This window comes from Bradyrhizobium algeriense, from assembly GCF_003062295.1.
Taxonomy (GTDB): domain Bacteria; phylum Pseudomonadota; class Alphaproteobacteria; order Rhizobiales; family Xanthobacteraceae; genus Bradyrhizobium; species Bradyrhizobium algeriense.
Window position 1 is genome coordinate 384,938 of sequence record NZ_PYCN01000001.1, and the last position, 25,625, is coordinate 410,562.

24 protein-coding genes are annotated in these 25,625 nt (G+C 62.2%); 12 read left to right on the forward strand and 12 right to left on the reverse strand.

Annotated features, from left to right (window positions below):
- The first annotated feature begins 206 nt into the window (after nucleotides 1-206).
- The 3 genes from C7G61_RS01845 to C7G61_RS01855 all read left to right on the forward strand — a co-directional run bounded on the left by C7G61_RS01845 (nucleotide 207) and on the right by C7G61_RS01855 (nucleotide 2,789).
- Nucleotides 207-1,013, forward strand: a complete 807-nt coding sequence (locus C7G61_RS01845) for a phytanoyl-CoA dioxygenase family protein (RefSeq protein WP_108512350.1) — start codon at nucleotides 207-209, stop codon at nucleotides 1,011-1,013.
- 277 nt (nucleotides 1,014-1,290) lie between these two features.
- A complete protein-coding gene (gene mepA, locus C7G61_RS01850) occupies nucleotides 1,291-2,238 on the forward strand; it encodes a penicillin-insensitive murein endopeptidase (RefSeq protein WP_108512351.1) in 948 nt (315 codons plus the stop codon).
- 29 nt (nucleotides 2,239-2,267) lie between these two features.
- Entirely contained in the window at nucleotides 2,268-2,789 is a 522-nt protein-coding gene (locus C7G61_RS01855; RefSeq protein ID WP_244608094.1) for a Spy/CpxP family protein refolding chaperone, read from the forward strand.
- A gap of 37 nt (nucleotides 2,790-2,826) precedes the next feature.
- On the opposite strand, the gene C7G61_RS01860 is transcribed toward C7G61_RS01855, so the two are convergent.
- The 9 genes from C7G61_RS01860 to C7G61_RS01900 form a co-directional block, all read right to left on the reverse strand.
- Nucleotides 2,827-3,597, reverse strand: coding sequence for an ABC transporter ATP-binding protein (locus C7G61_RS01860; RefSeq protein ID WP_108512353.1), 771 nt, complete (start codon nucleotides 3,595-3,597; stop codon nucleotides 2,827-2,829).
- Complete coding sequence (gene modB, locus C7G61_RS01865) at nucleotides 3,590-4,258, reverse strand: molybdate ABC transporter permease subunit (RefSeq protein ID WP_108512354.1); 669 nt, start codon at nucleotides 4,256-4,258, stop codon at nucleotides 3,590-3,592. The genes C7G61_RS01860 and modB overlap by 8 nt, the downstream gene beginning before the upstream one ends.
- Nucleotides 4,259-4,260: 2 nt before the next feature.
- Complete coding sequence (gene modA / locus C7G61_RS01870; RefSeq protein ID WP_108512355.1) at nucleotides 4,261-5,043, reverse strand: molybdate ABC transporter substrate-binding protein; 783 nt, start codon at nucleotides 5,041-5,043, stop codon at nucleotides 4,261-4,263.
- Between the two features lie 241 nt (nucleotides 5,044-5,284).
- Nucleotides 5,285-7,129: a dihydroxy-acid dehydratase gene (gene ilvD / locus C7G61_RS01875; RefSeq protein ID WP_108512356.1), complete on the reverse strand. Its 1,845-nt coding sequence runs from the start codon at nucleotides 7,127-7,129 to the stop codon at nucleotides 5,285-5,287.
- A gap of 135 nt (nucleotides 7,130-7,264) precedes the next feature.
- Entirely contained in the window at nucleotides 7,265-8,458 is a 1,194-nt protein-coding gene (locus C7G61_RS01880) for a CaiB/BaiF CoA transferase family protein (RefSeq protein ID WP_108512357.1), read from the reverse strand.
- A 187-nt stretch (nucleotides 8,459-8,645) separates the two neighbouring features.
- Nucleotides 8,646-9,575 carry a glycine reductase gene (locus C7G61_RS01885; RefSeq protein ID WP_108512358.1) on the reverse strand — a complete coding sequence of 310 codons (930 nt, stop codon included), beginning with the start codon at nucleotides 9,573-9,575 and terminating at the stop codon, nucleotides 8,646-8,648.
- Nucleotides 9,576-10,053: 478 nt separating this feature from the next.
- Nucleotides 10,054-10,557 (reverse strand): SRPBCC family protein, encoded by a 504-nt coding sequence (locus C7G61_RS01890; protein WP_108512359.1) that lies wholly within the window; start codon nucleotides 10,555-10,557, stop codon nucleotides 10,054-10,056.
- On the reverse strand, nucleotides 10,532-10,897 hold the full coding sequence (locus tag C7G61_RS01895; RefSeq protein ID WP_108512801.1) for an ArsR/SmtB family transcription factor: 366 nt from the start codon (nucleotides 10,895-10,897) through the stop codon (nucleotides 10,532-10,534). The genes C7G61_RS01890 and C7G61_RS01895 overlap by 26 nt, the downstream gene beginning before the upstream one ends.
- A gap of 586 nt (nucleotides 10,898-11,483) precedes the next feature.
- Nucleotides 11,484-12,077: a hypothetical protein gene (locus C7G61_RS01900; RefSeq protein ID WP_338026030.1), complete on the reverse strand. Its 594-nt coding sequence runs from the start codon at nucleotides 12,075-12,077 to the stop codon at nucleotides 11,484-11,486.
- Nucleotides 12,078-12,729: 652 nt separating this feature from the next.
- Between C7G61_RS01900 and C7G61_RS01905 the strand changes: the two genes are divergently transcribed.
- Nucleotides 12,730-13,023: a sulfur globule protein precursor gene (locus C7G61_RS01905; RefSeq protein ID WP_108512361.1), complete on the forward strand. Its 294-nt coding sequence runs from the start codon at nucleotides 12,730-12,732 to the stop codon at nucleotides 13,021-13,023.
- Nucleotides 13,024-13,079: 56 nt separating this feature from the next.
- Here C7G61_RS01905 and C7G61_RS01910 read toward each other — a convergent pair whose 3' ends face one another.
- Nucleotides 13,080-14,873 (reverse strand): potassium/proton antiporter, encoded by a 1,794-nt coding sequence (locus C7G61_RS01910; protein WP_108512362.1) that lies wholly within the window; start codon nucleotides 14,871-14,873, stop codon nucleotides 13,080-13,082.
- 237 nt (nucleotides 14,874-15,110) lie between these two features.
- Between C7G61_RS01910 and C7G61_RS01915 the strand changes: the two genes are divergently transcribed.
- Together C7G61_RS01915 and map are read left to right on the forward strand one after the other, a co-directional pair.
- The gene (locus tag C7G61_RS01915; RefSeq protein ID WP_108512363.1) at nucleotides 15,111-16,424 is read left to right on the forward strand and encodes a mechanosensitive ion channel family protein; all 1,314 of its coding nucleotides are present in this window, start codon (nucleotides 15,111-15,113) and stop codon (nucleotides 16,422-16,424) included.
- Nucleotides 16,425-16,556: 132 nt separating this feature from the next.
- Nucleotides 16,557-17,381: a type I methionyl aminopeptidase gene (gene map, locus C7G61_RS01920; RefSeq protein WP_108512364.1), complete on the forward strand. Its 825-nt coding sequence runs from the start codon at nucleotides 16,557-16,559 to the stop codon at nucleotides 17,379-17,381.
- Nucleotides 17,382-17,479: 98 nt separating this feature from the next.
- On the opposite strand, the gene C7G61_RS01925 is transcribed toward map, so the two are convergent.
- Complete coding sequence (locus C7G61_RS01925; protein WP_244608095.1) at nucleotides 17,480-18,598, reverse strand: DUF6910 family protein; 1,119 nt, start codon at nucleotides 18,596-18,598, stop codon at nucleotides 17,480-17,482.
- An 88-nt stretch (nucleotides 18,599-18,686) separates the two neighbouring features.
- On the opposite strand from C7G61_RS01925, the gene C7G61_RS01930 reads away from it, so the two are divergent.
- The 3 genes from C7G61_RS01930 to radC all read left to right on the forward strand — a co-directional run bounded on the left by C7G61_RS01930 (nucleotide 18,687) and on the right by radC (nucleotide 21,755).
- Nucleotides 18,687-19,661, forward strand: a complete 975-nt coding sequence (locus tag C7G61_RS01930; RefSeq protein ID WP_338026031.1) for an SMP-30/gluconolactonase/LRE family protein — start codon at nucleotides 18,687-18,689, stop codon at nucleotides 19,659-19,661.
- A 225-nt stretch (nucleotides 19,662-19,886) separates the two neighbouring features.
- Entirely contained in the window at nucleotides 19,887-20,846 is a 960-nt protein-coding gene (locus C7G61_RS01935; RefSeq protein WP_108512365.1) for an MBL fold metallo-hydrolase, read from the forward strand.
- 195 nt (nucleotides 20,847-21,041) lie between these two features.
- Entirely contained in the window at nucleotides 21,042-21,755 is a 714-nt protein-coding gene (gene radC / locus C7G61_RS01940; protein WP_108512366.1) for a RadC family protein, read from the forward strand.
- Between the two features lie 88 nt (nucleotides 21,756-21,843).
- Here radC and C7G61_RS01945 read toward each other — a convergent pair whose 3' ends face one another.
- A complete protein-coding gene (locus C7G61_RS01945; RefSeq protein WP_108512367.1) occupies nucleotides 21,844-22,794 on the reverse strand; it encodes a helix-turn-helix transcriptional regulator in 951 nt (316 codons plus the stop codon).
- 344 nt (nucleotides 22,795-23,138) lie between these two features.
- Between C7G61_RS01945 and C7G61_RS01950 the strand changes: the two genes are divergently transcribed.
- The 3 genes from C7G61_RS01950 to C7G61_RS01960 all read left to right on the forward strand — a co-directional run bounded on the left by C7G61_RS01950 (nucleotide 23,139) and on the right by C7G61_RS01960 (nucleotide 25,598).
- Complete coding sequence (locus tag C7G61_RS01950) at nucleotides 23,139-23,969, forward strand: alpha/beta fold hydrolase (RefSeq protein WP_108512368.1); 831 nt, start codon at nucleotides 23,139-23,141, stop codon at nucleotides 23,967-23,969.
- A 32-nt stretch (nucleotides 23,970-24,001) separates the two neighbouring features.
- Nucleotides 24,002-24,286 carry a hypothetical protein gene (locus C7G61_RS01955; RefSeq protein ID WP_108512369.1) on the forward strand — a complete coding sequence of 95 codons (285 nt, stop codon included), beginning with the start codon at nucleotides 24,002-24,004 and terminating at the stop codon, nucleotides 24,284-24,286.
- Nucleotides 24,287-24,392: 106 nt separating this feature from the next.
- Nucleotides 24,393-25,598: an NAD(P)/FAD-dependent oxidoreductase gene (locus C7G61_RS01960; protein ID WP_108512370.1), complete on the forward strand. Its 1,206-nt coding sequence runs from the start codon at nucleotides 24,393-24,395 to the stop codon at nucleotides 25,596-25,598.
- Nucleotides 25,599-25,625 lie beyond the last annotated feature (27 nt).

A 25,625-nucleotide genomic window follows, 5' to 3' on the forward strand; every position in this document is an offset into this window, starting at 1 on the left:
CCGCCGCGTGCCGGTTGAACGCCGCCGTGCACGTGCTAGATTATGCATGCCATGATGATCCGTACCTCCCATATCGCTTCTGTCTTCTTTCCCGCGCGCTGACCGCGTTGCCCGCTCAGGCGGGCGGAAGTTTCCGACAGAAATAGCCCGGCCGCTCCTGCTTCGCGCAGGCCACGGTCGTTTGCCCAGCGATTAAGAGGATTCTCATGCCTACCAGCAAACCAGCGCGCGCGCTCAGCGACGCGCAGATCGAGCAATTCATTCAAGACGGCTTCGTCCGGATCGATCGCGCCTTTCCGCGCGAGCTTGCCGAGCAGGGTCGCGCCACCCTGTGGCGCGATCTGCCCTGCGACCCCGACGACCCCGCAACCTGGACGCGGCCGGTGGTCCACCTCGGCTATTACAGCGACGACCCCTTCAGGAAAGCCGTCAACAGCCCGCTGCTTCATACGGCCTTCGACCAGTTCGTCGGAAAGGGACGCTGGTGGCCGCGAGCCGACCTCGGCACCTTCCCCGTGCGATTTCCGAGTCCGCACGATCCCGGCGACGCCGGCTGGCATGTCGATCTGAGCTTCCCCGGCGAAGACAAACCCATCGACAGCAATGATTACTCCGCATGGCGGGTCAATGTGACGTCGCGCGGACGTGCGCTGCTGATGCTGTTCCTGTTCTCCGATGTGGGGGAAGCCGACGCGCCCACCCGAATAAGGCCGGGCTCGCATCTGGACATGGCGCGCTTTCTCGAACCGGCGGGCGAGGCCGGCATGTCGCATTTCAGGCTGGACGAAATGGGAAGCGGCCGGCCCGAGATGCAGGCGACCGGCGATGCCGGCACGGTCTATCTGTGCCACCCGTTCCTCGTTCACGCCGCGCAAATGCACCGGGGATCCGCGCCGCGTTTCATGGCGCAGCCGCCGCTGCACCCGTCTCAGCCGTTCAGGCTCGATCGAGCGGACGGCGATTATTCGCCGGTTGAGCGGGCCATCCGGCTAGCCTTGCGAGCGCGCGGATAACAAGAGCCGGAAATGGAAGCTGGAGCGGGGTCACCAACGAGGGGGTGTCCCCACTCTATCTCTTTGATTTGCGCATGATCTCCGCGCAAACGCGTTCCGCGTTTGTCGCGAGGGAAAACCGGTACCCACTTTTCCGGATCATGCTCTAGTTGATCCCGATGCGCGTGTTGCGCGAACCGGTGCGCCGGAACAGGGCAAACAACGCCGCAATAGCGGTTGCAGCGCCTGTCTCCCATTGCCAATTTCATGCTACGTTTTTCGTGAATAGAGTGATCCGATGACACCTCGCCTGATTCTGATCCCCCTTCTGACCTTGATGATCGCCGCTAGCGTCGCGAGCGCATGGGCGCAGGACAAGGGCACGGTCCATCCAAAACCGCTGCCGCCGCTGGCCAACCCGAACGATCCCAACATCGCCGCCAAGGAGCTGTTCGGCCGCAAGATGCTGCCGGCGGCGATGCCGACGCGGGTGCACGGGTTCTATGCCCATGGCTGCATCGCGGGCGCGGAAGGGTTGCCGATCAACGGCGACAATTGGCAGGTGATGCGGCTATCGCGCAATCGCTACTGGGGCCATCCCGACCTGGTCGCGCTGGTCAAGCGGCTCGCCGCAAGAGCGCGCAAGGATGCCGGCTGGCCGGGCATACTGGTCGGCGACATGTCGCAGCCGCGCGGCGGGCCGATGTTTACCGGACACGCCAGCCATCAGGTCGGGCTCGACGCCGACATCTGGCTGACGCCGATGCCGGGCCGACAATTGTCGCGCAACGAGCGCGAGGAGATGTCGGCCGTGATGATGGTGCGCGCCGACCGGCTCGACATCGATCCGCACGCCTGGACGCCGACGCATCTTGCGGTGATCCGCGCCGCCGCGCTGGAGCCCAGTGTGCAACGCATCTTCGTCAATGCCGCGATCAAGAAGGCGCTGTGCCGCGAGGCCAAAGGCGATCGATACTGGCTGCACAAGGTGCGGCCGATGTACGGCCATGACTATCACTTCCACATCCGCATGAGATGCCCGCCCGGCGCCGGCGAATGCGAAAGCCAGCCGGAACCGAACGACGGCGAAGGCTGCAGCACCGGCGATCTCGCCTACTGGTTCAGCGATGCGGTGCTGCATCCGAAGCCGCCCAAGGTGCCGCCGAAGCCGAAGCCGCCGATGACGATGGCTGAGCTGCCGCCGGTCTGCAAAACCGTATTGCACGCGCCGGACGCAAAGCCCTGACCACAAATCAACTCTGCAGGAGAATGATGATGAAGATTTGGCCCCTGATTGCTTCGATTGCCTTCGTCACCAGCGTACACGCACAAACTCCATATGCCGGGATGCAAGGCCGTTCGATCAAGGCGCTTTCCGATCAGCAGATCGCAGACCTCAACGCCGGCCGCGGCATGGGTCTGGCGCTCGCCGCCGAGCTGAACGGCTATCCGGGTCCGTCACACGTCCTTGAACTTGCCGACAAGCTCAACCTTACGGCCGATCAACGCGCCAGCATGCAACGCCTGTTCGATGCGATGAAGGACGAGGCGATGCCGCTGGGCTCGAAGCTGATCGAACAGGAGGCCGAGCTGGACAGGCAGTTTGCAAGCCGAACCGTCACGCCGGAAAGCCTGAAGGCGTCCACGGCGGCCGTTGCGGCGACGCAGGGGATACTGCGCGAGACCCATTTGAAGTATCATTTGTCGACCGGAAGCATTTTGACGCCGGCGCAGATGACGAAGTATGCGGAATTGCGCGGTTACGGCGGGGGTCACAAGCGTCAGCATCACCATTGACAGGCCAGCGGCTTCAAAACCTGTGCCTGAGCCACCTTTACCTCGACTGCGATCCAGTCGAGCGAGTAATGATTCGCTCCACCGCCTGATCTGAAAGGTCTAGCGCCTCAACTACTCGTTGGTTCGCGGGGGCTTTCATCAGTTCTGCGGGCGTCCCGACTTGCAGGGTTTCGCCCTTGTCGATGACGCACATTCGATCCGCCAAGGCTGCCGCTTCATCCAGGTCATGTGTGACCATAACGATCGGGATTTGCATGACCTTTCGTAGCTCCGCGAGTTCGTCGCGAAGCTTGCGTCGGGTGCGACGATCAACAGCGGAGAAGGGCTCGTCCATAAGCAACACTGCAGGACTACGTGCCAGTGCGCGAGCAACGGCCACGCGCTGCTGTTCTCCTCCAGACAACGAAGCGGGATATCGCTCATCGAATCCTTTAAGGTGCACAAGAGACAGCAGGTCTTGCGCTCTCGCGTCTCGCTCCGCCTTCGGGCTCCGTCCCAGCGCGGTAGCCACATTTCGAAGCACGGTCATATGCGGGAACAGGGCGTAGCCCTGAAACACCAAACCAACCGGACGCTCGTGCGGCTGGACATGCACGCCGTTCGCAGCATCAAACCAAACATTGCCTTGGCAACTAACACGTCCCTCGCGAGGCTTGTAGAGACCGGCGATTGAACGAAGAACTGTGGTCTTGCCGGCCCCCGACGGCCCCACCAAGGCGAGTAGCTGATTTGGCGCACAAGAGAACTCTACATCAAGGGGGATCGGCCCCTCCTGACGCAACCGAACTTGCAATCCGCTGTCACGCATAGCGACGTCCGATCCGAGCAGATAGAAAGTAAGTGAGCGAAAGCGCAAGTAACGAGAGCGCAAGCAGCAACACCGACATGATACCCGCTGAGTTGTTATCGAATGCCTGAACTCGATCGTAGATGGCAACCGCAACAGTTCTGGTCTCGCCCGTGATATTGCCCCCGACCATGAGCACTACTCCGAACTCCCCGAGCGTATGGGCGAATGCGAGCACCATACCGGTCACGATTCCCGGCCAAGCCAGCGGAAGATCGATCGTGAGAAATACTCGCCATGGCGAAAGCCCCGAACAGGCGGCGGCTTCTCGTATCTCGACCGCAATAGCCTCGAACCCTCGTTGCATAGGCTGCACGACGAAGGGAATGTTTGCGATCAACGAAGCAAGTAACAGGCCTTCGAAGCTGAATGCGAGCGGATGACCGCTGATGCCTTGCCAGAGCTGTCCCAAGGGAGAATTACCGCCAAAGGCCACCAACAGATAGTAGCCAAGAACGGTCGGCGGCAAGACCAGCGGCAACGCCAACAATGCCTCAACAAAACCCTTGCCCTGGAATCGATTGAAGGCGAGTGCCCGGCCGCAGACGATCCCCAACGGCAGAAGGACGAGCACCGTCAAAGCTCCCAGTTTGAGCGATACAGCAAGGGCCGACCAATCCATATCTAGGACGCTTCACCGGGCAGGATGAACCCAAACTTGCGGAATATTACACGGGCTGCTGGCATCTGGACGTAGCGATAAAATTCCTTGGCTACAGGGGTCGCGTTGTTCATCAAGACCATCCGCTGTCGCAACGGCTGATGCCATTCGGCAGGAATTAGAACAAATGAGCCGAGCGAGCTGACAGCCGGCGCAAGTGCGAGCGAATAGGCGAAGATGCCGCCTTGCGATGCCCCCGACGTCGCGAACTGTGCGGCTTGTGAAACGTTCTCGCCCAACACGAGCTTTGGCTTGATCACATCCCACAGACCTCGGTTTCTCAACGCCTGTTCGGCGGCGCGGCCGTAGGGAGCGTGCTCGGGATTAGCAATTGCAAATTTCTGCATGCGACCGTCTACGATTGCTGCGCGAACGTCATCGAGCTGGCCGTCTGCCCTGACGGGAGAGCCCCTCGGAACGAAGAGCACAATGCGGCCCTCTGCGTAGAGGGTGCCACGATCCATTGTCTTGCCTGCGTCGGCGAGCTGAAAAACAAAACCTTCGTCAGCCGACATAAACATTTCGAATGGCGCACCCTGTTGCAACTGTCGCGTGAAGTTGCCCGATGAACCAAAGTTGAGTCGCACCTCCTGGTGAGTCTCGGCTTTGAATTTGGCGGCGACCTCCTCAAGTGCAAACTTGAGGTCCGACGCGGCAGCGATTGTTGGGGTCTCTTGCGCGTGAACTCCGCTGACGGCAATCGTCCCAAACAGGATCATCAGAAGGCGTGAAAGGAAGTGAGGCATGATGGCTCCCTGCGCAAGAGCGCGTAGCAAGTCACTCGACGGGGATTGAGCGCGCTCGTTGCCATCGTAACGAGGCAGCACGGCGGCTTACGGCTCACCGTGCGGATGCGGCAATCCTAGCACATAAAAACGGAAGTGCGAGAGACAAGTTGATCGGTTTGAGTACCGCTCGCTCCGCGACCTCATGATTGGCGTCAAGGTGCTGGCCCAGCGGGCCAACACGCAGCGAGCACAGCCATGCTCATTCTGGAACGACGCGCACCGCGCCGCGGGCCGCACTGGTGGTCAGCGCCGCGTAGGCCTTGAGCGCCATCGTCACCTTGCGGCTGCGCTTCTTGGCGGGCTTCCACGCCTCCGCGCCGCGGGCCAGCATGGCTTCGCGGCGCTTTGCCAGCGTGCCGTCATCGACCACGAGGCTGATCGAACGCGCGGGGATGTCGATCTTGATAAGGTCGCCCTCTTCCACCAGGCCGATCAACCCGCCTTCGGCGGCTTCCGGCGAGAGATGCCCGATCGACAGGCCTGACGAGCCGCCGGAGAAGCGGCCATCGGTGACCAGTGCACAGACTTTTCCAAGGCCCTTCGATTTGAGGTAGCTGGTCGGATAGAGCATCTCCTGCATGCCGGGGCCACCGCGCGGGCCTTCATAGCGGACCACGACGACATCGCCGGCCTTGATCTTGTTGCCGAGAATTCCTTCGACTGCGGCGTCCTGACTTTCGAACACCCGTGCCGGTCCCTCGAACTTCAAAATGCTCTCATCGACGCCCGCGGTCTTCACGATGCAGCCATCGAGCGCGAGATTGCCTGACAGCACTGCGAGGCCGCCGTCTTTCGAATAGGCATGCTCGGCGTCGCGGACGCAGCCTGTGGCGCGGTCGGTATCGAGCTCTTCGAACCGGCGCTCCTGGCTGAACGCCACCTGCGTGGGCACATTGCCGGGCGCGGCCATGAAGAATTTGCGGACGCTCTCACTCCTGGTCTGCTTGATATCCCAGCGGCTCAGCGCATCTTCCAGCGACTTGCTGTGAACCATCGGCAGGCCGCGGTTGAGCAGGCCGGCGCGGTCGAGCTCGCCGAGGATGGCCATGATGCCGCCGGCGCGGTGAACGTCCTCCATGTGCACGTCCGGCACCGACGGCGCCACCTTGCATAGCACCGGCACCCGCCGCGACAGGCGGTCGATATCCTGCATCGTGAACGGCACCTGCCCTTCATAGGCTGCCGCCAGCAGATGCAGCACGGTGTTGGTCGAGCCGCCCATGGCGATGTCGAGCGTCATCGCGTTCTCGAATGCCTTGAAGTTTGCGATGTTGCGCGGCAGCGCAGTCTCGTCGTCCTGCTCGTAGTAGCGCCGCGCCAGATCGACGATCAGATGCCCGGCCTCGACGAACAAGCCCTTGCGGTCGGCATGCGTCGCCAGCACCGAGCCATTGCCCGGCAGCGCGAGGCCCAGCGCCTCGGTGAGGCAGTTCATTGAATTGGCCGTGAACATGCCCGAGCACGAGCCGCAGGTCGGACAGGCCGAGCGCTCGATCACTTCCACATCGGCGTCGCTGACATTGCTGTCGGCGGCGGCGACCATGGCGTCGATCAGGTCGACCGCGCGGAGCTTGCCCTTGATGTTGACCTTGCCCGACTCCATCGGGCCGCCCGAGACGAACACGGTCGGGATGTTGATCCGCAATGCGGCCATCAGCATGCCGGGCGTGATCTTGTCGCAGTTCGAGATGCATACCATGGCGTCGGCGCAATGCGCGTTGACCATGTACTCGACGCTGTCGGCGATGATCTCGCGCGACGGCAGGCTGTAGAGCATGCCGTCATGGCCCATGGCGATGCCGTCATCGACCGCGATGGTGTTGAATTCCTTGGCGACGCCGCCGGCCGTTTCGATTTCGCGCGCGACGAGCTGGCCGAGATCCTTCAGGTGCACGTGGCCGGGCACGAACTGGGTGAAGGAATTGACCACGGCAATGATCGGCTTGCCAAAGTCCTCGTTCTTCATGCCGGTGGCGCGCCAGAGGCCGCGGGCGCCCGCCATGTTGCGGCCGTGGGTCGTGGTTCGGGAGCGGTAGGCGGGCATGATCTGTCCTTTGGGAAGCGGGAAAGGCGTCTTTTAGACGGTGAGCTCTCTCGATAAAAGCGCCTTGGCGCAAGGTCGCCATGCGCGAGCCCACCCAAAACGGGACAGGGTGCAGATGCCCCTGCCCCGCCACCGCTAGACGACCTCGCGTGCGCGCAGTTCCGCGATCGCCTCCGCGTCATAGCCGAGCGAGGCCAGCACCTCCTCGGTGTGGGCGCTGAGCGCGGGCGCCATGCGGTCGAGGCGGCCGCCGCCATGGGCGAGCTGGAACCCGCTGCCGGCAAAGCGCAGGCGTCCATAGGGCGTATCGATCTCCTGAATGGCGCCGCGCGCGGCGATCTGCGGGTGATCGATGACTTCCTCGACCTTCCAGATGCTGGCACAGGGCGCGCCCGCGGCCTCCAGGATCTTTTCCCACTCGCGCGGGTCCTTTTTCGAGAGCGCCTCCTCGATGACGGCGCGCAACGCCTTCTCGTTCTCCTGGCGGGCGAACCAGTCGACGAAGCGGGGATCTTCCAGCGCATCGGCACGGCCAAGCGCAGTCATCAATGCGATGTATTGCTTTTCGCTGTTGACGGCCAACAGCAGATAGCCGTCGCCGGCCTTGAACAGGTTGGCGGTGGGCCGGCGGCTCACCGCCTGGTTGCCGGAGAGCTGCTGGCGATGGCCGGCAACCGAGTAGTCTGCGACCTGCCCGGACAGGAACGCCAGCGTCGCCTCCAGCATGGAGACATCGACCATTTGCCCCTTACCGGTATGGGTGCGCTGGAACAGCGCGCTCGATACGCCGAAGGCAGCGGTGGAGCCTGACAGGACGTCGCAGATCGCAAAGCCCGCGCGCGTCGGCCCGGTCTCGACGTGGCCGGTGATGGACATGATGCCTGAGAGAGCCTGGATCTTGCCGTCATAGCCGGCGCCCAGCCGTTCCGGGCCGGTCTGGCCGAAGCCCGAGATGGCGCAATAGATCAGCCGCGGATTGATCGCCGAAAGCGCGGCGTAGCCGATGCCGAGCTTGTCCATCACGCCGGGGCGAAAGTTCTCCATCACCACGTCGGCTTGGGTTACGAGCTGCTTGACGATGGCGATCGCCTCCGGCTTCTGCAAATCCAAGGTGAGGCTGCGCTTGTTGCCGTTGATCGCCTGCCAGCCCGGCGCTAGCCCGCGCTCGGCCCATTCGCGGCTCAGCGGCGTGCGGCGCATGTCCTCGCCTTCGCGCCGCTCCACCTTGATGACGTCGGCGCCGAGCAGCGCGAGCTGGTAGCTCGCATAAGGGCCAGCCAGCACCTGCGTGAAGTCGAGAATCTTCACGCCTTCGAACGGTCGAGTCAAATGGACGCCCTCCTGCTTCTTTCTTCCCTCTCCCCTTGTGGGAGAGGGTGGCTTCGCGAAGCGAAGACGGGTGAGGGGTTTCTCTCCGCGAGTGCCGAGTGCGCTGTGAGATACCCCTCATCCGACGCGGACTGCGTCCGCGCCACCTTCTCCCACAAGGGGAGAAGGGAAGTAGTGCCAGCCCGCCTCAAGCCGCCCGGTTGCCGCGCGCGATCTCTTTCTGCTTGTCGAACTCGGCGCGGCGCCGCGCCAGCTCTTCCGGGCTCATCTGCGCGATGTTGTTGTAGTCGAGTTTCCAGGAGGCATCCTCGCTCCAGCGCAGCGGCGACTGCATTGTGGTGCGGGAGCCTGCCGCGGACTCCAGGAGGCGCAGCGCCAGTTCGAGCGTTAGCGCTTGAGACTCCACATCCTGCGGCTTGCCGGCGGAGTTGCCGAGCGGAAAATCCGAGAACAGGAAGCGCGGCGCAGCCGCGTATTCGACGATGTCCTTGGCGCAGCCCATGACGACGGTGGCAATGCCATTGGCCTCAAGATGACGCGCCACCAGGGCTGACGTCTGGTGGCAGACCGGACAGTTCGGGACGATGACAGCGACATCGACCTTGTCGGCCTGGCAGCGGGCGAGAATATCCGGCGCGTCGACATCGATGGTGACGCGGTGGCTGCGATTGGTCGGCGCACCGAAGAAGCGCGGCGTGACCTCACCGATCCGCCCGGCGGCCGCCGCCTTCAGGAGTTGCGGCAGCGGAAACCAGGTGCCGCTGTCGGTGGCCGTGGTGTGCTTGCGGTCGTAGCCGATGTGCGAGATCCGCAAATCGTGCTGCTTGGCGGTGTCGCCGTCATAGACCTGGTAGAACTTGGCGCTGCCGTTGTAGGCCGCGCCGGGCCCCTGATCGCCCTTGGTGGGATCATACTTCGCGGCAGTGGTGATGATGGTCACGCGCGATTGCGCGAGCGGCTTTTTCAGCGGCTGGAACGGCGCATCGATATAGTGCGCCCAGCGATAGGGCGTGGTGTAGCCGATCGCCGCATAATAATCGCGGGTCCGCTGCATATAGGGAATCGCGGCATCGTAGTCGGGCGCGAAGCCGAGCTGGTCGTCGAGGGGGCTGGACATTGTTGTGTCTCCTTGCGTTTCCACCGGGCGGCCGCTGGTCGGCCTGCGACCAGACTAGAGATAGTCCGCTGATTGCTCAACCGTCGAAATAGTCGCTCAGAACCTGCGACCAGCGCTGTGGTCTCTTCTCCCTCGCCCCGCTCTTCGCGGGGTCGAGACGAGCGAAGCTCGCTCTTAGAGGGTTGGGGTGAGGGGTCTCTCCACACGCACGACGCCAATCGATAGACCTGTACCCCCTCACCCGAAATTCGCGCTTCGCGCAAATTTCGACCTCTCCCCGCAAGCGGGGCGAGGTGAAGAAAGCTGAAGAACGAAGCTAACTCGGTCTAGGGTGACCGGACTGAAATTCCCGACGCTGCTGGAATGACAGTGCACCAAACTTGCTGCGAGTTAAGTGCATTGTTCACCGCAAATCCCATAGCGACTGTCGTCCGGCCCACCGGAAGCGGACAACGCGTACCAGATTTGTTCGTATTCGTTAAGCAGCGTTACTGCGTTCGACGTGCTGCGCCAGTTTCTCAAGGGTCTGATAACCGAATTCGACCGCGCCGAATCCGATCCCCGCGTCGCGCTGAGCCTTCGTCGGATGCAACTGCCGCAAAGTGATGACGGTCTTGCCATCGCTCTGCTCATCGAACGTGATGGTGGTGCGGAATATGCCAGGATCGTTGTCTTTGTCGGCGCCATGATCGATCTCGATCAGGTGCGGCCTCTCGATGCGCCGGAATTGCATCCGATTCGTATATCGCTTGCCGTCGGGAGCGATCATATCGAACCGCCATTCGCCGTTGACGCGAATATCCATTGACTTTGTCTCGACCCTAAAACCAGCCGGACCAAACCATTGGGGGAGATGGCGCGGATCAACCCAGGCGGAGAAAACCAACTCTCGTGGCGCGTTGATCACGCGCGAGAGGACGATCTCTCGATCGAGCGCCCAAGTGGACAGGGGCGTTTCATTTTGACTTGCGTTTGCGGGCATTAGAGTTTTCCTCTTTCTTCAGTTTCTCAACGTACATTTCCAGTCGATCCAGTCGTTGCTCCCAGATCTCCCTTTGGGCCGCCAACCAAACCTCGACGGTTGCGAGAGCTTTCGTCTGCAATGAGCACATCCTGACGCGACCGGTCTTCTCGGACGCAACGAGGCCGCTGCTCTCTAGAATGCGGATGTGTTTCATCAGGCTCGGCAGCGCCATTTCGAACGGCTTCGCCAGCTCTCCGACGGATGCCTCGCCATCACATAGTCGCATGACGATCGCACGACGGGTCGCGTCGGACAGGGCCCCGAAAACGTGGTCGAGTTGCATTGATTTGTTAGCCATAAAGCTAACTATAGTGGAGACACAAACGTGTGTCAATAAAAGTTAGCCATACGGCTAACTAATGGATAGTGAGCACAGCGAGCAGGTGCAGACCGCGCTCGACACAGCGGCCGCCTGATAAAGCCTAATATCCGTCCGGCGGTGCGATATCTAGAAAGAGCCTGCCCGGGCCTCGAACGGTGCGCGCCGCGGGCTGTACGCGCCAGCTTGTCCAAAGCTTCTCGTCCGATGTGCAGTACAAGAGGTATTCGCCGGGGTTGCGCGACGATTCGCGTCCCGCGGCCTGACTGCAGGCAGAGACTTTGTTTAGAGTGAGGACGTCCCTGATCTCTTGCGTAACCTCCAGCCAGGGACCGGGAAATCGCTCCGATGGCAACCGCATCGGACGAGCATCGGCCGTGCCAAGCAAACACGTCAGACCCAACAGCGCCAAGCTGCAATGATAAGCCGCTCGGAGTGGCTTGCGCGGAATTGATTCCATCATCGCTGCTCCTTTTCCGCCGTCGGTGGACGCTCGGTTGCACGCTTTGGTATTTGGCGACTTATGCTGGGAACTGCTCGCCCGGACGCGTTCTGTTTCGGAAACTCAGCGATGACCGAGCGCTGCGGCCTCATCGACCCCGCCGACCACCTTCGCCAATGCCGCTTCATTGGACCGCACGAACAAGAAGCGGGACGTCACGGGTATTCCTGCGTCGGCGCTGCCATCTCGGCCGATGAGGACTAATCCCGCTCCGCCATTAGCCAAGGTTAGAATGACAGGCTCGCCCTTCCACGTTTTGATCGGCTCCATTGCGATGAGAAATTCGCCCATCGGCTGGTCAAAAAATTGGAGCCTGAGTTGCGGAGCGACCTCTGCTGCCGCAAGTCCGAAACCCAATTGTTGAGCCCGCGCATAAATGTCCGCCAGCCGCGCAGTACCGGTCTGAAAGCCGAGTTCGGCCGCCGACACCGCAAAAAGCTCCACGCTTGCTTTCGCAGTGCCGACGGTAAAAGCCGGTCGAGCGAGAATTTCCTCGGCCAAGCCTCCGATGCTGCAGCCTGCTGCATCCAGCGCGTTAAGGAGAGCAAACGAATTTGCAAACGTCCCTACTGTAATCGTTCTCCACACCGGAACAGCGAAGGCGGATTTGACTAGAATCGGCGGAGTATTGGCTGAGGGAGCTTTCCTGAGCGTCAAGTGGTTCTGCAGGACGTCTCGCGCCGTGCATTGAGCACTGGCTTCGCTCGCGAAGAGGACGATGCACGCGGTGCAGAGCATCGCAACAAGGAGAATACCGCCACTTTGTCCTCGTATAGAACAATGCGGTATGGCGTGGTAACCGCTTTCCTTGCCAGCAGTTCGGTCCATAGCGACCTACTTGCGCATGTTATAGCGCGTGCCAATGCAATCCGACAGTTGCTTCAGTATGATCCGCCCGCTGGTTCGCGGCAGGGCAAGCCTGTTATTCAAGAATAAGCGTTTGGGTCTCACTGCAATCTGAGTTCTCGAACGACCAGGTTGAGAACAGCGCGCCGTTTTCAAAACGGATGCGGAACCGACGCGACATCGGATCAAAGGATACTGCGGTGGCGCTTTGCGGTATGTGAACTAGTTTACATCCACTCAAAACGTTTCCTTGCCGGTATGTCGCTTATTGTGAAGGTTTTCGGATGCCGGCCCCATGACGGTGGGGCAGCGCGCACGGGGCCGGCGTCCGCAAACCTCGAACGCTTGCTACGTGCTGTAGGTCACACGTGAACGCCGGTTCATAAAAATCCCTCGAACTTTCTCCTTATCGGGCGCGTCTTACAGGCATGTCAGGCAATCACGCCTGGAATGGAGAACACGAATGTTTCGCAAGATTTCCCTCGCTGCTGTCGCGGCTCTCGCTCTGACCACGGCTGCGGTTGCGCCGGCGTCGGCCGGCGGCGGGCACGGTGGTCATGGCGGACACGGTGGTCATGGTGGGCATGGTGGCCACGGTCACGGTATGCATCACGGCCATGGTCATCATGGCCATCACGGTCACTGGGGCCATCGCCACTTCGGGCCGTCATTCTATGTCGGCGGAAGCTGCTACAAGACTATCTTCACCAAGTATGGTCCGCGCACTGTGAACGTCTGCGCTCCCGACATCTATTGATGGCGCATAGCACATGAATGGAAAGGCCTCGGCCGACGGCTGGGGCCTTTCCTCATTCAAACCCCCGCTACCGACGCCCATATCTCCGCCAGCTTGCGCCTGAACGCCTGCCGGCGCGTCAGCGGCACGGCCTTTTCCTCATCCTCGGGCAGCCGCAGGCCGACCACGTTGACCCGCCCGCCACCGATGCTGCGTGCGACCAGCACAATGGGATCCAGCACCAGCTCAGCGCCTTCCTTCGGCGCATGGTCGAGATGAATGTCGAAGTAATCCGATAGCGTCAGTTTCGCCTGTTCTTCCCCGACGGCGACGCCGTAGATCTCGGCCAGTTCGCCGAGCGTGTGTTCGCCCGATACCATGAAGTCGCCGAGCAGATGCGGGTCGGGCGCCGAGCTCGGCGCCATGTCGACGAAGAAGCGATCCAGCGCTTCGGCTTTTTCCGGCGGCGCCAGCAGATAGAGGTAGTCGCCGGCCGCGACCGGATCGGCCTCGACAGGCGAGAGAATCCGCTCGTCGCGGATCACCAGTGTCGGCTTCGACCAGGATGGCAGCAGGCCACGCCGGAAGTAGAGACTCTTCGGCCGTACCGGATAGCCGACCAGTTGCTGTTCGAGCTGGCCCGGCAGATCGAGCTCGACGCGCCGCGGACCGCGGTCGACGCGCGGCAGCGCCACGTGCAGCCACCGCGCCGCCGGCGCCAGCGTCCAGCCCTGCAGCAGCAGCGAGATGACGACTACGACAAAGGCGACGTCGAAATAGAGATAGGCTTTCGACAGCCCGACCAGCATCGGGATCGAGGCGAGAAAGATCGCGACCGCCCCGCGCAGGCCGGTCCATGCGATGAAGACCTTTTCGCGCCAGTTGAACCGGAATGGCATGAGGCACAGCAGCACCGCGAGCGGCCGCGCCACCAGCATCAGCACCAGCGCCACGATCACGGAGGGGCCCACGCTGTCGAGAAGGCGCTGCGGCGACGCCAGCAGGCCCAGCAGAACGAACATCACGATCTGCGCCAGCCAGGTCGCGGCGTCGAGAAACGTCACCACCGAATTATGCGCGCGCGTCGGCCGGTTGCCGATGATGATGCCGGCGAGATAGACCGCGAGAAATCCGGAGGCGTGCGAGATCTGCGCCACGCCGAAGATCACAAGCGCAGCAGTCGTGACAAAGGGCGCGTGCAGGCCTTGCGGCAGCGCCATGCGATTGAGCGCCACCACCACCAGACGGCCACCGATCACGCCGACGATGGCGCCGAGCACGCCTTCGCGCACAAGCTCCAGCACAACATGCGCAGGCGAGCTTTCACCGAGCGAAATGAATTCGACCAGCATCAGGGTGAGAAAGATCGCGAACGGGTCGTTGGTACCGGATTCGGCTTCCAGGGTTGCGCCGACACGGGGGCGCAGGCGCAGGCCCTGGGTGTGAACGAGCAGGAACACCGCCGCGGCATCGGTGGACGCCACCACGGCGCCGACCAGCAGCGCCTCGGTCCAGTTCAGATCGAGCGCGTATTTGGCGGCCGGCGCGGCAACCAGCGCGGTGACCAGTACGCCGACGGTTGCCAGCACCATCGATGGCGCCAGCACAGTACGGATGCTTTGAAACCTGGTTCGCAGGCCGCCGTCGAACAGGATCAGCGCCAGCGCCACCGATCCCACCAGGTAGGTGGTGCGGACGTCATCGAAGGAGAGCTGGCCCGGCCCGGAATCGCCGGCCAGCATGCCGATCAGGAGGAACACCAGCAGCAGCGGCGCCCCGAAGCGCAGCGCGAGCAGGCTCGACAGGATGCCCGCCATCACCAGAACGGCGCCCAGAAAGATGGCGATGCTGACCGAGTCGAGAGAAGCCATGAACCTCCGCAGTAACCTCAACAATCCTGGCAAATACTTGCAATTGCATCCTTATCGTTGCCACAGTTGAACGCCAACCCATTTCTGCGCTAGCGGCAATGTGCCCGATTTTAGGGGCCTGACCTGCCCCCGCGCCTGCTGTGCCGATGGCATCCGCTCGGCGCTTGTGAGAATCTGCCTGCTATTCGCGAATCAACTTTGTCCGGCGGGCCGGACAGCCCAAACGAGATTTGGCCGATGGACCTGAAAGAGATCATCGAGTTCTTGCACGCCAGCGCGCGCTCGCTCGGCGCCGAGGTCACCTCGCCCTGGTTCTATCTGCAATTTGGCCTGATCCTCACCGCCGGCGGCATTGCCTGGGCTAGCGAGGCATCCATTCGCGCCCGCGTCGACATGACCTCGCTTGTGATGCGTTGGCCGGTAGCGCTGCGCCGGTTCGCCCACGTTCTGGTCGGCAGCACCTCCACCGTCGTGTTCGCCATCCTGGTGATCGTGGAGCGCTTCGTGATGGTCCACTCGACCTGGCCGAGCCGCAGCTATTTGCTGGCGGTTTCCGCCAAGCTTGCGGTGGCCTGGCTCGTGATCCGGCTGGTGACGTCGGTCATTCGCAACGAGTTCATCGTCAGGCTGGTGTCGCTGTCGGCCTGGCTGGTGGCAGCTCTCAGTGTCATCGGCCAGCTCGAGCCGACGCTGCAGTTGCTGGATTCGGATTCCGTCTCGATCGTTCTCGGCGGCTTGCGGCTGACGCCGCTGGTGCTGATCAAGCTCGGCGCGCTCCTGATCCTGGCGCTATGGCTGACCAACATCGCCAGCAATTTCATTGAAAGCCGGATCAACCGCTCCGCCGACCTCACCCCGTCCATCCAGGTGCTGCTGGTCAAGATGATCCGGATGGGACTGCTGACGGTCGCCGTCATCGTCGCGCTCGGCGCCGTCGGCATCAACCTTTCGGCGCTGGCGGTGTTTTCCGGCGCGGTCGGCGTCGGTATCGGTATCGGCCTGCAGAAGATCGTCGCCAATTTCATCTCAGGGATCATCCTGCTGGCGGACAAATCGGTGAAACCCGGCGATCTCGTCACCATCGGCGACAGCTCGGGCCGGATCAGCGCGATGAAGACACGCTACATCTCGGTCGCCGCCGGCGACGGCCGCGAGTTCCTGATCCCGAACGAGGATCTGGTGACGCAGAAGGTCGTGAACTGGACCTATACCGACAAGAACACGCTGGTGAAGGTGCTGTTCAGCACCAATTACGACGCCGATCCCCGCCTCGTCTGCAAGCTGGCGATCGAGATCGCGGCGGCCGCCCCGCGCGCCATCAAGAACAAGCCGCCGAATTGCATCCTGACCGAATTCGCCGAGGCCGGCATGAAGTTTTCGCTGACCTTCTGGATCGCCGACCCTGATGGCATGGACAACGTAAAGAGCGAGGTGATGCTGGCGCTGTGGGACGCCTTCAAGCGCGAGGGGATCCGTGTTCCCTATCCGGTCCGCGAAATCCGCGTCCGCGGTGCGCTGCCGGTCGAGCAGGTGGTGGAAGTTTCCGGCTAGATGCAAGTCTTTTTTGATGCAAGTCTTTTTAGAGTCTCCGGCACCTTAACCTCGACTTGCCGCAGACCGCTCCGATCACTAAATTAGCCCATTAAACCAATCGTTCCCGTTCCTCCGAAGCATGACCGCCCCATGAGCTATATTGAAGCGTCTGACACCTCCTTGCGAAAAACCGGCCAGATCAAACTGCATGGCGCGAGCGGATTCGCCGGCATGCGCAAGGCGGGCGCGCTGGTCGCAAAATGCCTCGACGAACTCACCGACATCGTCAAGGCGGGCGTCCCGACCTCCCGGATCGACGAATTCGTCCGCGACTTCGCCTTCAACCATGGCGCCTATCCGGCGACACTGATGTACCGCGGCTACCGCTATTCGACCTGCACCTCGATCAATCACGTGGTCTGCCACGGCATGCCCGGCGACCGCGCGCTGAAGGAAGGCGACATCGTCAATGTCGACGTCACCTTCATCGTCGAAGGCTGGTACGGCGATTCCAGCCGCATGTATGTGATCGGCCCGATCGCCCGCAAGGCCGAGCGGCTGATCGAGGTCACCTATGAGGCCATGATGCGCGGCATCGCCGCGGTGAAGCCCGGCGCCACCACCGGCGACATCGGCCACGCCATCCAGAGTTTCGTCGAGCCGCAGGGCATGAGCGTGGTGCGCGATTTCTGCGGCCATGGGCTGGGACGCATGTTCCATGACGAGCCGAACATCATCCATATCGGCCGGCCCGGCGAGGGCGTGATGCTGAAGCCCGGCATGTTCTTCACCATCGAGCCGATGATCAATCTCGGCAAGCCGCATGTAAAAATCCTGTCCGACGGCTGGACCGCGGTGACGCGCGACCGTTCGCTGTCGGCACAGTTCGAGCATTCGGTCGGCGTGACCGCGACCGGCGTCGAAATCTTCACGCTGTCGCAACGCAACGGCGAGAAGCCGCTGACTCCGGCATAGTTGGGCTCCGGCATAATTGGACCGGAGCCTGGCTCCACCCCGGACGATTCAGTTATTGGTAACCGCACGGGTTCGCAGGCAGGGCCGCGCGAGCAAACTCATCGCGGCTTGTTGCGCGCGGGAATCGAAACATTGGCCAGGTGCGGCGCGCCGTTCGGAAGGCTGTCGAACAAGATCACAATCTGCGCCTTGTCCCCCGTCATATCGAGAACCGTCACGCCCTCGGCCTTGCCTGTTTTCATCTCGCCGTCGACTTGCCCTGTCACCGCCGCGAGCGGCCCGATCCGCGTCACCTTGTCTTTGGCCGGATCGACGACAAAGAGCTTGAACGGGACTTCCGGCCCATGGGCCGCGCCGGCGACGACGAGCAGACGCTTGTCGGGCAATGGCGCGAGGTCGCGGATTCCCAGCCCATCAAGATCGATCGGAACGACTTCGGGCTTGGCTTTGCTTCGTTTATTTCCGGCCTTGAACAGGTCGGCGATATCGCCGGATACCAGATAAGCGGTTTTGTTCTTGCGCACAGGTCCCCGCAAGCCGAACCAGATCGTGTCGCCCTGCACCGCGACGCCTTCGATGTTCAATCCGTCAGCGGATTCCAGATCCTTGCCGAAAAATGCCGCCGCCTTGCCGGCGCGTTGCAACAGATCCGAGACGCGATAGGTGGTCTCAACCGCTTGCGCGAAGTTTTCGCGCGCCAGCGGCCTGCCGGCGCGATCGACCGGTTGTCCCTGCCGATCGACCCGCACCCGCGCGAGGATAAAGGAAGACAGCCGGAACTTGCCTCTGGAGCGTCCGCATCCGTGCGAACCGACGACGTAAAAATAGGGCTCGGCATAAGCGACCCCTTCACCGTCCAGATCCCTAAAATCATCCGCTTTCTCGCAGGTCTCATCCGGTGGGCGTCCGAACGTCCGTGAGTCCGGCGCGCTGCCGATCAACGGCACAGGGTCTCCGACGACCATGCGATCGTCCTGGATCGTGGCGAACTGCGCGTTCTTGTTCTCGTCGTTGACCAGCAGGCACTTTCGCGGCGTGCCTTCCGGCAGGCAAGCCATCCCGCTGATGTCGGTCGCGGCCGCGCCTTCACTGACCGCAAAGTCACCCCGGATCGTTATTCGCTTGAGAGGGATGGACGAGGTCTGTTGCGCCTCAGAGCTGCCACCAATGCAGCCCAGCAAGCCCATGGTGACGAGGGCGAAACGTACCGAACGCATTTCTCTTTCCTCAAGACAAGCGTGCCGATAAAATGCACTGCAACCCATCATTGCATCCGTCACAATTCGTTGCAACAGGGAGCTGACGGTGACGACGATAGAACGGGGAGCGAAACTTGTTGCGACCTACCTCATCGCATGCGCCGCTTTCTTCGCAGGCCAAGGCAACGCGGCCGAGGACCCCCTGTTCGTAAGCAAGAGGATCACGCCGCAGGGCGAGTATACTCCCGGCATCGAAGGTCCCGCGGTCGACGCATCCGGCAACCTCTACGTTGTCAATTTTCAACAGAGCGGCAGTATCGGCAAGGTCGCGGCGGGCGCCTCGCAATCCCAGCTCTTCGCATTGCTTCCTGTGGGCAGCATCGGTAACGGCATTCGTTTCGATCGCGGCGGGCGGATGTACGTCGCTGATTTCAAGAAGCACAATGTCTGGGTCATTGAACGCGGCGAAACCACGCCGCAGGTCTATTTTCATTCCGATCGGTTCAATCAGCCAAACGACCTGGCGATCGCGGCGGACGGTACGCTCTATGCCAGCGACCCGCAATTTGCATCGCCCGCGGGCGGCCAGATCTGGCGCATTACCCGCGGCGCGGACGGCAAGGGTCGCGGCGAAGTGATGTCCAGCACAAGGCGCCTCGGCGTGACCAACGGGATCGATCTGAGCCCGGACGGCGCGACGCTTTACGTCAGCGAGTCGAATTCGCGGCAGGTATGGGCCTATCGCCTCGACGGCAACAAATTGCTCGACCCGCGGCTGGTCAGGGGTTTTGCGGATTTCGAGGTCGACGGCCTGCGTACCGACGTCGACGGCCGGATTTATCTCGCGCGGCTTTCGGCCGGTAAAATCGCCATCATCGGCGCCGATGGATCGCTCCAGCGCGAGGTGCCCCTGAACGGAAAACAGCCGACCAACCTCACCTTTGGCGGTCCTGACGGCAAAACCGTATTCGTGACCCAGAAGGAAGGCCGCTTCATCGAGGCGTTCCGCGTCGACCGCCCTGGCCGCGAGCCATGCCTGCAAGTGCCCGGTAGGTGCCGAGACGCGGACAGCCGCCGCTAGCGTAGCCCGGGTGGAGCGCAGCGTAACCCGGGGATCCAACACGTGGACAGGCCGGCCCCGGATTGCGCTTCGCTCCATCCGGGCTACGAAACTCCCGCCGCCCGCCTGTCATTGAGCCGGAATCGCACCGGAATATCCTGGGTTGTGCGGGGTAGCATGTAGCGTGAGCCCTTCGGAACAGAAGGGCCAGGCGGGCTTAAGGATCAACAAAAGGGAGCAAGGGCAATGTTCGAGATTTCACGTCGCGATCTGGTCCTCGGGAGCACGGGGGCAGCGCTCGTTTTCGGCCTCAAGGGACCGGTTTCATTCATCGGCGCGGCGCATGCGCAGCGCGCCGCGGACAGCCTCAAATACAAGGTCGGCGACATCGAGGTCTTCAGCCTGCATGACGGCAGCATCGAGCGGGTTCTGGCTGACGGCTTCGTCAAGAACGCCTCGCTCGACGACGTCAAGAAGGCTTTGACCGCCAGCGGGATCGGCCCGGACAAGTTCGATAACCCGTTCACGGTCACCGCGATCCGGACCGGCGGCAAGGTCGTGCTGTTCGACACCGGCTTCGGCGGCAACGGCCCGCCGACGGTCGGCAAGCTCGCCGACAACATGAAGGCGGCCGGCCTCGACCCGGCGGCCGTCTCCACGGTGGTGATCTCGCATTTCCACCCCGATCACATCTCGGGCCTGTGGGTGAAAGAGACCAATGCGCAGGTGTTTCCGAATGCGGAAATCCTGATGCCCGAGGTGGAATACAAGTTCTGGAACGACCCGGCGCTGGTGGAGAAGCTCCCGGAGGCTGCCCGCGGCAATGTGCGGCGCATTCAGTCCACCTTCCCGACCTGGAAGAACATCAAGCAATATGCCGACGGCGCCGAACTGGTCCCCGGCGTGCGCGCCATTGCCACGCCCGGCCACACCGTCGGCCACATGTCCTTCCTGGTAGCATCGGGTGGGCAGCAGCTGTTCATCCAGAGCGACGTCACCGGTATCCATCAGTTGTTCGTCAAGAATCCCGGCTGGTTCTCGATGTTCGACACGGATGGCCCGAAGGCGGAAGCCACGCGGCGCGCGTTCTTCGATCGCGTCATTGCCGAAAAGGGCATGATCGCCGGCTATCATTTCGGTTTCCCGAACGTCGGCACGCTGTCGAAGGACGGCAACGGCTATGCGTTCGCAGCCGTGAAGGCCTGATAGCGCGGCCGGTTTGAAACTACCGAAGGCGCCGTGCTTCGCGCGGCGCCTTTTCCTCTATCCGAAATCGAACGCTCTATCTTTTTGTTTGAGCATGATCTTTTCGGAAAAACCGGTGTCCACTTTTCCGGATCATGCTCTGGCCTGACACTTCAGAGTTGCAAAAGCTGACCAGCACGGCAATTGTTAGTGCCGATGCCCGCCAAGACCAGTGATACACCAGATCAACCCACCGAGACGCCGCATTATCACGGCCACCGTGAACGGCTGCGCGAGCGGTTTTACAGTGCCGGGCCGGAGGCGCTGAGCGACTATGAATTGCTGGAGATGGCGCTGTTTCCCGCTTTGCCCCGGCGCGACACCAAGCCGCTGGCGAAAGCGCTGTTGAAAAAATTCGGCTCGTTCGCCGAAGTCATTCATGCGCCGGTCGCCCGCCTGCGCGAGATCGATGGCATCGGCGAGGCCTCGATCCACCAGATCAAGCTGCTCGCCGCGGCGGCGAGCCGGGTGGCAAAGGGCGAGATCAAGCGCAAGATCGCGCTATCGTCCTGGAACGACGTGATCGAATACTGCCGGACCGGCATGGCGTTCGCCGACAAGGAGCAGTTTCGCCTGCTGTTCCTCGACAAACGCAACCAGTTGATCGCGGATGAAATTCAGCAGACCGGCACCGTCGACCACACCCCGGTCTATCCGCGCGAGGTGATCAAGCGCGCGCTCGAACTGTCGGCGACCGCGCTGATCCTGGTCCACAACCACCCCTCCGGCGATCCGACGCCCTCGCAGGCCGATATCCATATGACCAAGGCGATCGTCCAGATCGCCACCCCGCTCGGCATTTCCGTGCACGACCACATCATCGTCGGCAAGAACGGTCATTCGAGTTTGAAGGGGCTGAAGCTGATCTAGGCCGTGAACCCATAAATCTGCCGGACGGGCGGCTTGTGAGGTCCGCCGTGCCCCGATAGCCCATGACGTCCTGCGCGGAGCATTGCTGTTAACGCATGCGCCGTCGCCAATAGCTCGGCGTTTCACCGGTGAGCTTCCTGAACGCCGCGGCGAAGGCCGTCTGGGAGGCATAGCCAAGCGCCGCGGCGACCGAGACGACCGACTCGTCGGTGTCGCGCAGCATGTTCATGGCCTGCTCGAGGCGGTGCTGGCGCAGCCAGGCATGCGGCGAAAGCCCGGTGCTCTCCTTGAAGGCGCGACAGAAGTGGAAGCGCGACAGGCCGGCCTCTGAAGCGAGAGCCGCGAGCGAGACGTCCGCTTCGCTGTTCGAACGTAGGCGTTCGATGGCGCGGACCAGGACCTTCGGCGACAGCCCACCCATGGTCGGCTGGGACACCGTTGGTAAGCCAGTGTGCGCAGCCAGGAGGCGCGTGGCTAGGAGGTCTGTCAGCTGCTGCCTGAACAGCGTATCCAGGGCCCCATTGCCCTCCAGGACATCGGCCGCGCTCAGGAGCAATCGGGATGTAATGGGATCGGGATGCGCCGTTCGCTCCAGGAGATCGATTGGTGTGGCCGTATCGGCCTCGCGGGCAACGCGCTCAAGCGTTGTGTGCGGAAGATAGAGCTGAACGACATCAACAGGTTTCGGAATATCCCATCGGGAGCTTGATCCTTCCGGAATGATTATCACAGCCCCGCGACGAAACGTTCCAATCGCAACCGATCTTCCTGACCGCCGCTCCATGCGCTGCATCATACCGTTGTAAGCCATGATGACGTGATGGGCCATTGGCGCGACGACGTCGTGCAATGGGTCATGTTTCCAGTGGGCGATGCCGCCACCGGAGGAATCCAAAGCTATGTGAGATGGTGTGGTCCCGAGCACGCGTGCCATCTCCGCATCGGGACGCCCCTCGGCAACGGACACGCCGCTCTGACGGGCCTCAGATGCGGCTGACGGGTGCTCCTGCAACGGATCGCGCAGGATCGGCTTACTCATGATCCAAAACCAAAGCTGCGGTGGCGATGGAGCCCTCGCCGCGAAGGCGCGAGCAAGTAGGTGGGGCGGTCGCTGATCTGATGGCGGAATCTACCTCAGCAAACTCCTCACGTAAACCATCTGACGGAAGTGTGATCCATCCGCCACGGTGTAGCGGAAGAACACATAATTGGCCGAGCTATCCGCAGAATTTGCGAACCCCGAGCGATTGGCGGAGGCGCAGGCGTTAGCAGCAATCGCTCTATAGCGACGGCAATCGCTCTGGGGCAGCGGCACGCCAGGTTCGCTAGAGATCGTCGTGCCCACGCTGAGAGGGCGACACACGAACTCAAGGGACCGATCCTATGACCTCCGTCACCACCAACGATGGCGTCCAGATTTTCTATAAGGACTGGGGGCCGAAATCCGCCCAGCCGATCGTTTTTCACCACGGCTGGCCACTGACCGCCGACGACTGGGATAACCAGATGCTCTTCTTCGTCAGCAAGGGTTACCGTGTGATCGCCCATGATCGCCGGGGTCATGGCCGTTCGATGCAGGTGAGTGACGGCCACGATATGGATCACTACGCAGCCGATGTCGCGGCCGTCGTAGAGCACCTTGATCTTCGGAATGCCATTCACATCGGTCATTCCACGGGCGGCGGCGAGGCCACGCGCTACGTTGCACGCCATGGCAGAAATCGCGTGGCGAAGCTGGTCCTGATCGGTGCGGTGCCGCCGCTGATGTTGAAGACGGAGGCCAATCCAGGTGGCTTGCCCATCGAAGTGTTCGACGGCCTACGCCAGCAGCTCGCTGCCAACAGGGCGCAGTTCTACAGCGACTTCGCGAGCGGTCCATTCTATGGCTATAACCGCCCGGGCGCAGAAGCATCGCAGGCCGTCATCTGGAATTGGTGGCGCCAAAGCATGATGGGCAGCGCCAAGGCCCACTATGATGGCATCAAGGCTTTCTCGGAAACGGACTTCAGCGAGGACCTGAAATGCATCACCCAGCCCACGCTCGTCCTGCATGGCGGTGACGATCAGATCGTACCCGTCGACGACTCCGCGCCCCTGTCGGCAAAGCTACTGAAGCACAGCACACTAAAAATCTACGATCTTCTGCCGCACGGCCTGTGCACGACACATGCCGACGTCATCAACGCCGACATTCTTTCCTTCATCTCGGCCTAGTCGGCGCCGATCAGGAACAGCGGGAGACAAATATGACCTGGAAGAGCCTCGCCAGCCTTGCAATCAAATCGCGACGCAGGGTCGTTGCCCCTGCCGTCTTCTACGGCCTCTCTCTGGCCGTTCGCTTCACTTCCGCGGCGGGCGAGGAGGTGGAAGTCGCGCCGCACTTCATGCAAACGCCGCACCCGCTGGTTTCGATGATGACCAGGGCTGGCTCCGGCCTTCCCTACCAGGATTGGAGTCCGAAGGCGTCTGCGCCGGCTGCTTCTCGATACGGCTGGCCGCTGAGTTCGCTGTCACACTGCATCGCGCCTTAAGACCAGCATTCACTTCACCTCTCGTAGCGCCGTCGAACGCTGCCCTCAACGGAGCAGCGGCGGTAGCGCACAGACTTTCGACAAGTGCAAACCAAGGAGCAAACCCATGCGACTAGCCATTATCGGCGCCGGCTTCGCCGGCATGTACGCCGCCCTTTCCTCCGCTCGCCTGCGCGACATTCACGGCGTTTCGCCTGACGATCTCGAAATCGTACTGATCGCACCGGAGCCGACGCTGGTGGTCCGCCCGCGGCTCTATGAGCCGAGGCCGGAAACCCTGACCGCGCCGCTGCTTGACGTCCTCAAGGCGATCGATGTCGACTACATTCAGGGCAGCGCCGAGACGATCAACACCGATGCTCGAACGGTGCAGATCACGACTCCAAAGGGCCCGCGAAAGACTCTGTCCTACGACCGTCTCGTGGTGGCCACCGGCAGCCGCCTGTTCCGCCCCAACATTCCGGGCCTTGCCGATCACGGCTTCAGTGTTGACTCGCTCGATGACGCAATCGCGCTCGACAAGCATCTACACAGCCTGGCCGACCGGCCGGCCATCAATGGACGCGATACGGTCGTCGTCGCCGGCGGCGGCTTCACCGGCATCGAGGCAGCAACCGAGCTGCCTGCGCGCTTGCGCGAAATCCTTGGCAAGGACGCCAAGACGCGCGTGATCATCGTCGACCGCAACAGTGCGATCGCTCCCGACATGGGCGAAGGCCCTCGCCCAATAATCGAGGAAGCATTGCGCAAGCTCGGCGTAGAGACCCGACTCGGGGCCGGCATCGCCTCGCTCGACAAATCCGGCGTCACCCTGTCGACCGGCGAACACATCGAAGCCGAGACAGTGGTCTGGGCGGCCGGCATTCGCGCCGCGCCGTTGACGGCGCAGATTCCCACCGAGCGCGACAATTTCGGCCGGCTGCTGGTGGATCGCGATCTGCGCGTGCCGGGTGTTGCCGGCGTCTTCGCAACCGGCGATGCTGCGCGGGCCGCATGCGACGACGAAGGCAACTACGCGCTGATGTCGTGCCAGCACGCCACGCGGATGGGCGCCTTTGCCGGCAACAATGCCGCCGCCGAACTCCTGGGCGTTTCGACCAGGCCGTATCACCAGAAGGCCTACGTCACCTGCCTCGACCTCGGCGAAGCCGGCGCTCTGTTCACGCGCGGCTGGGAGCGCAAGGTCGAGATGGTCGGCGACGTCGCCAAGAAGACCAAGCAGGAGATCAATACTGTCTGGATCTACCCGCCCCGCGCCGAGCGCGCCGCGGCGCTCGCGTCGGCCGATCCGGAGCGCGTGACCAACCTCTAGACACCCCAAGCGATGGCGGCAGCGCTC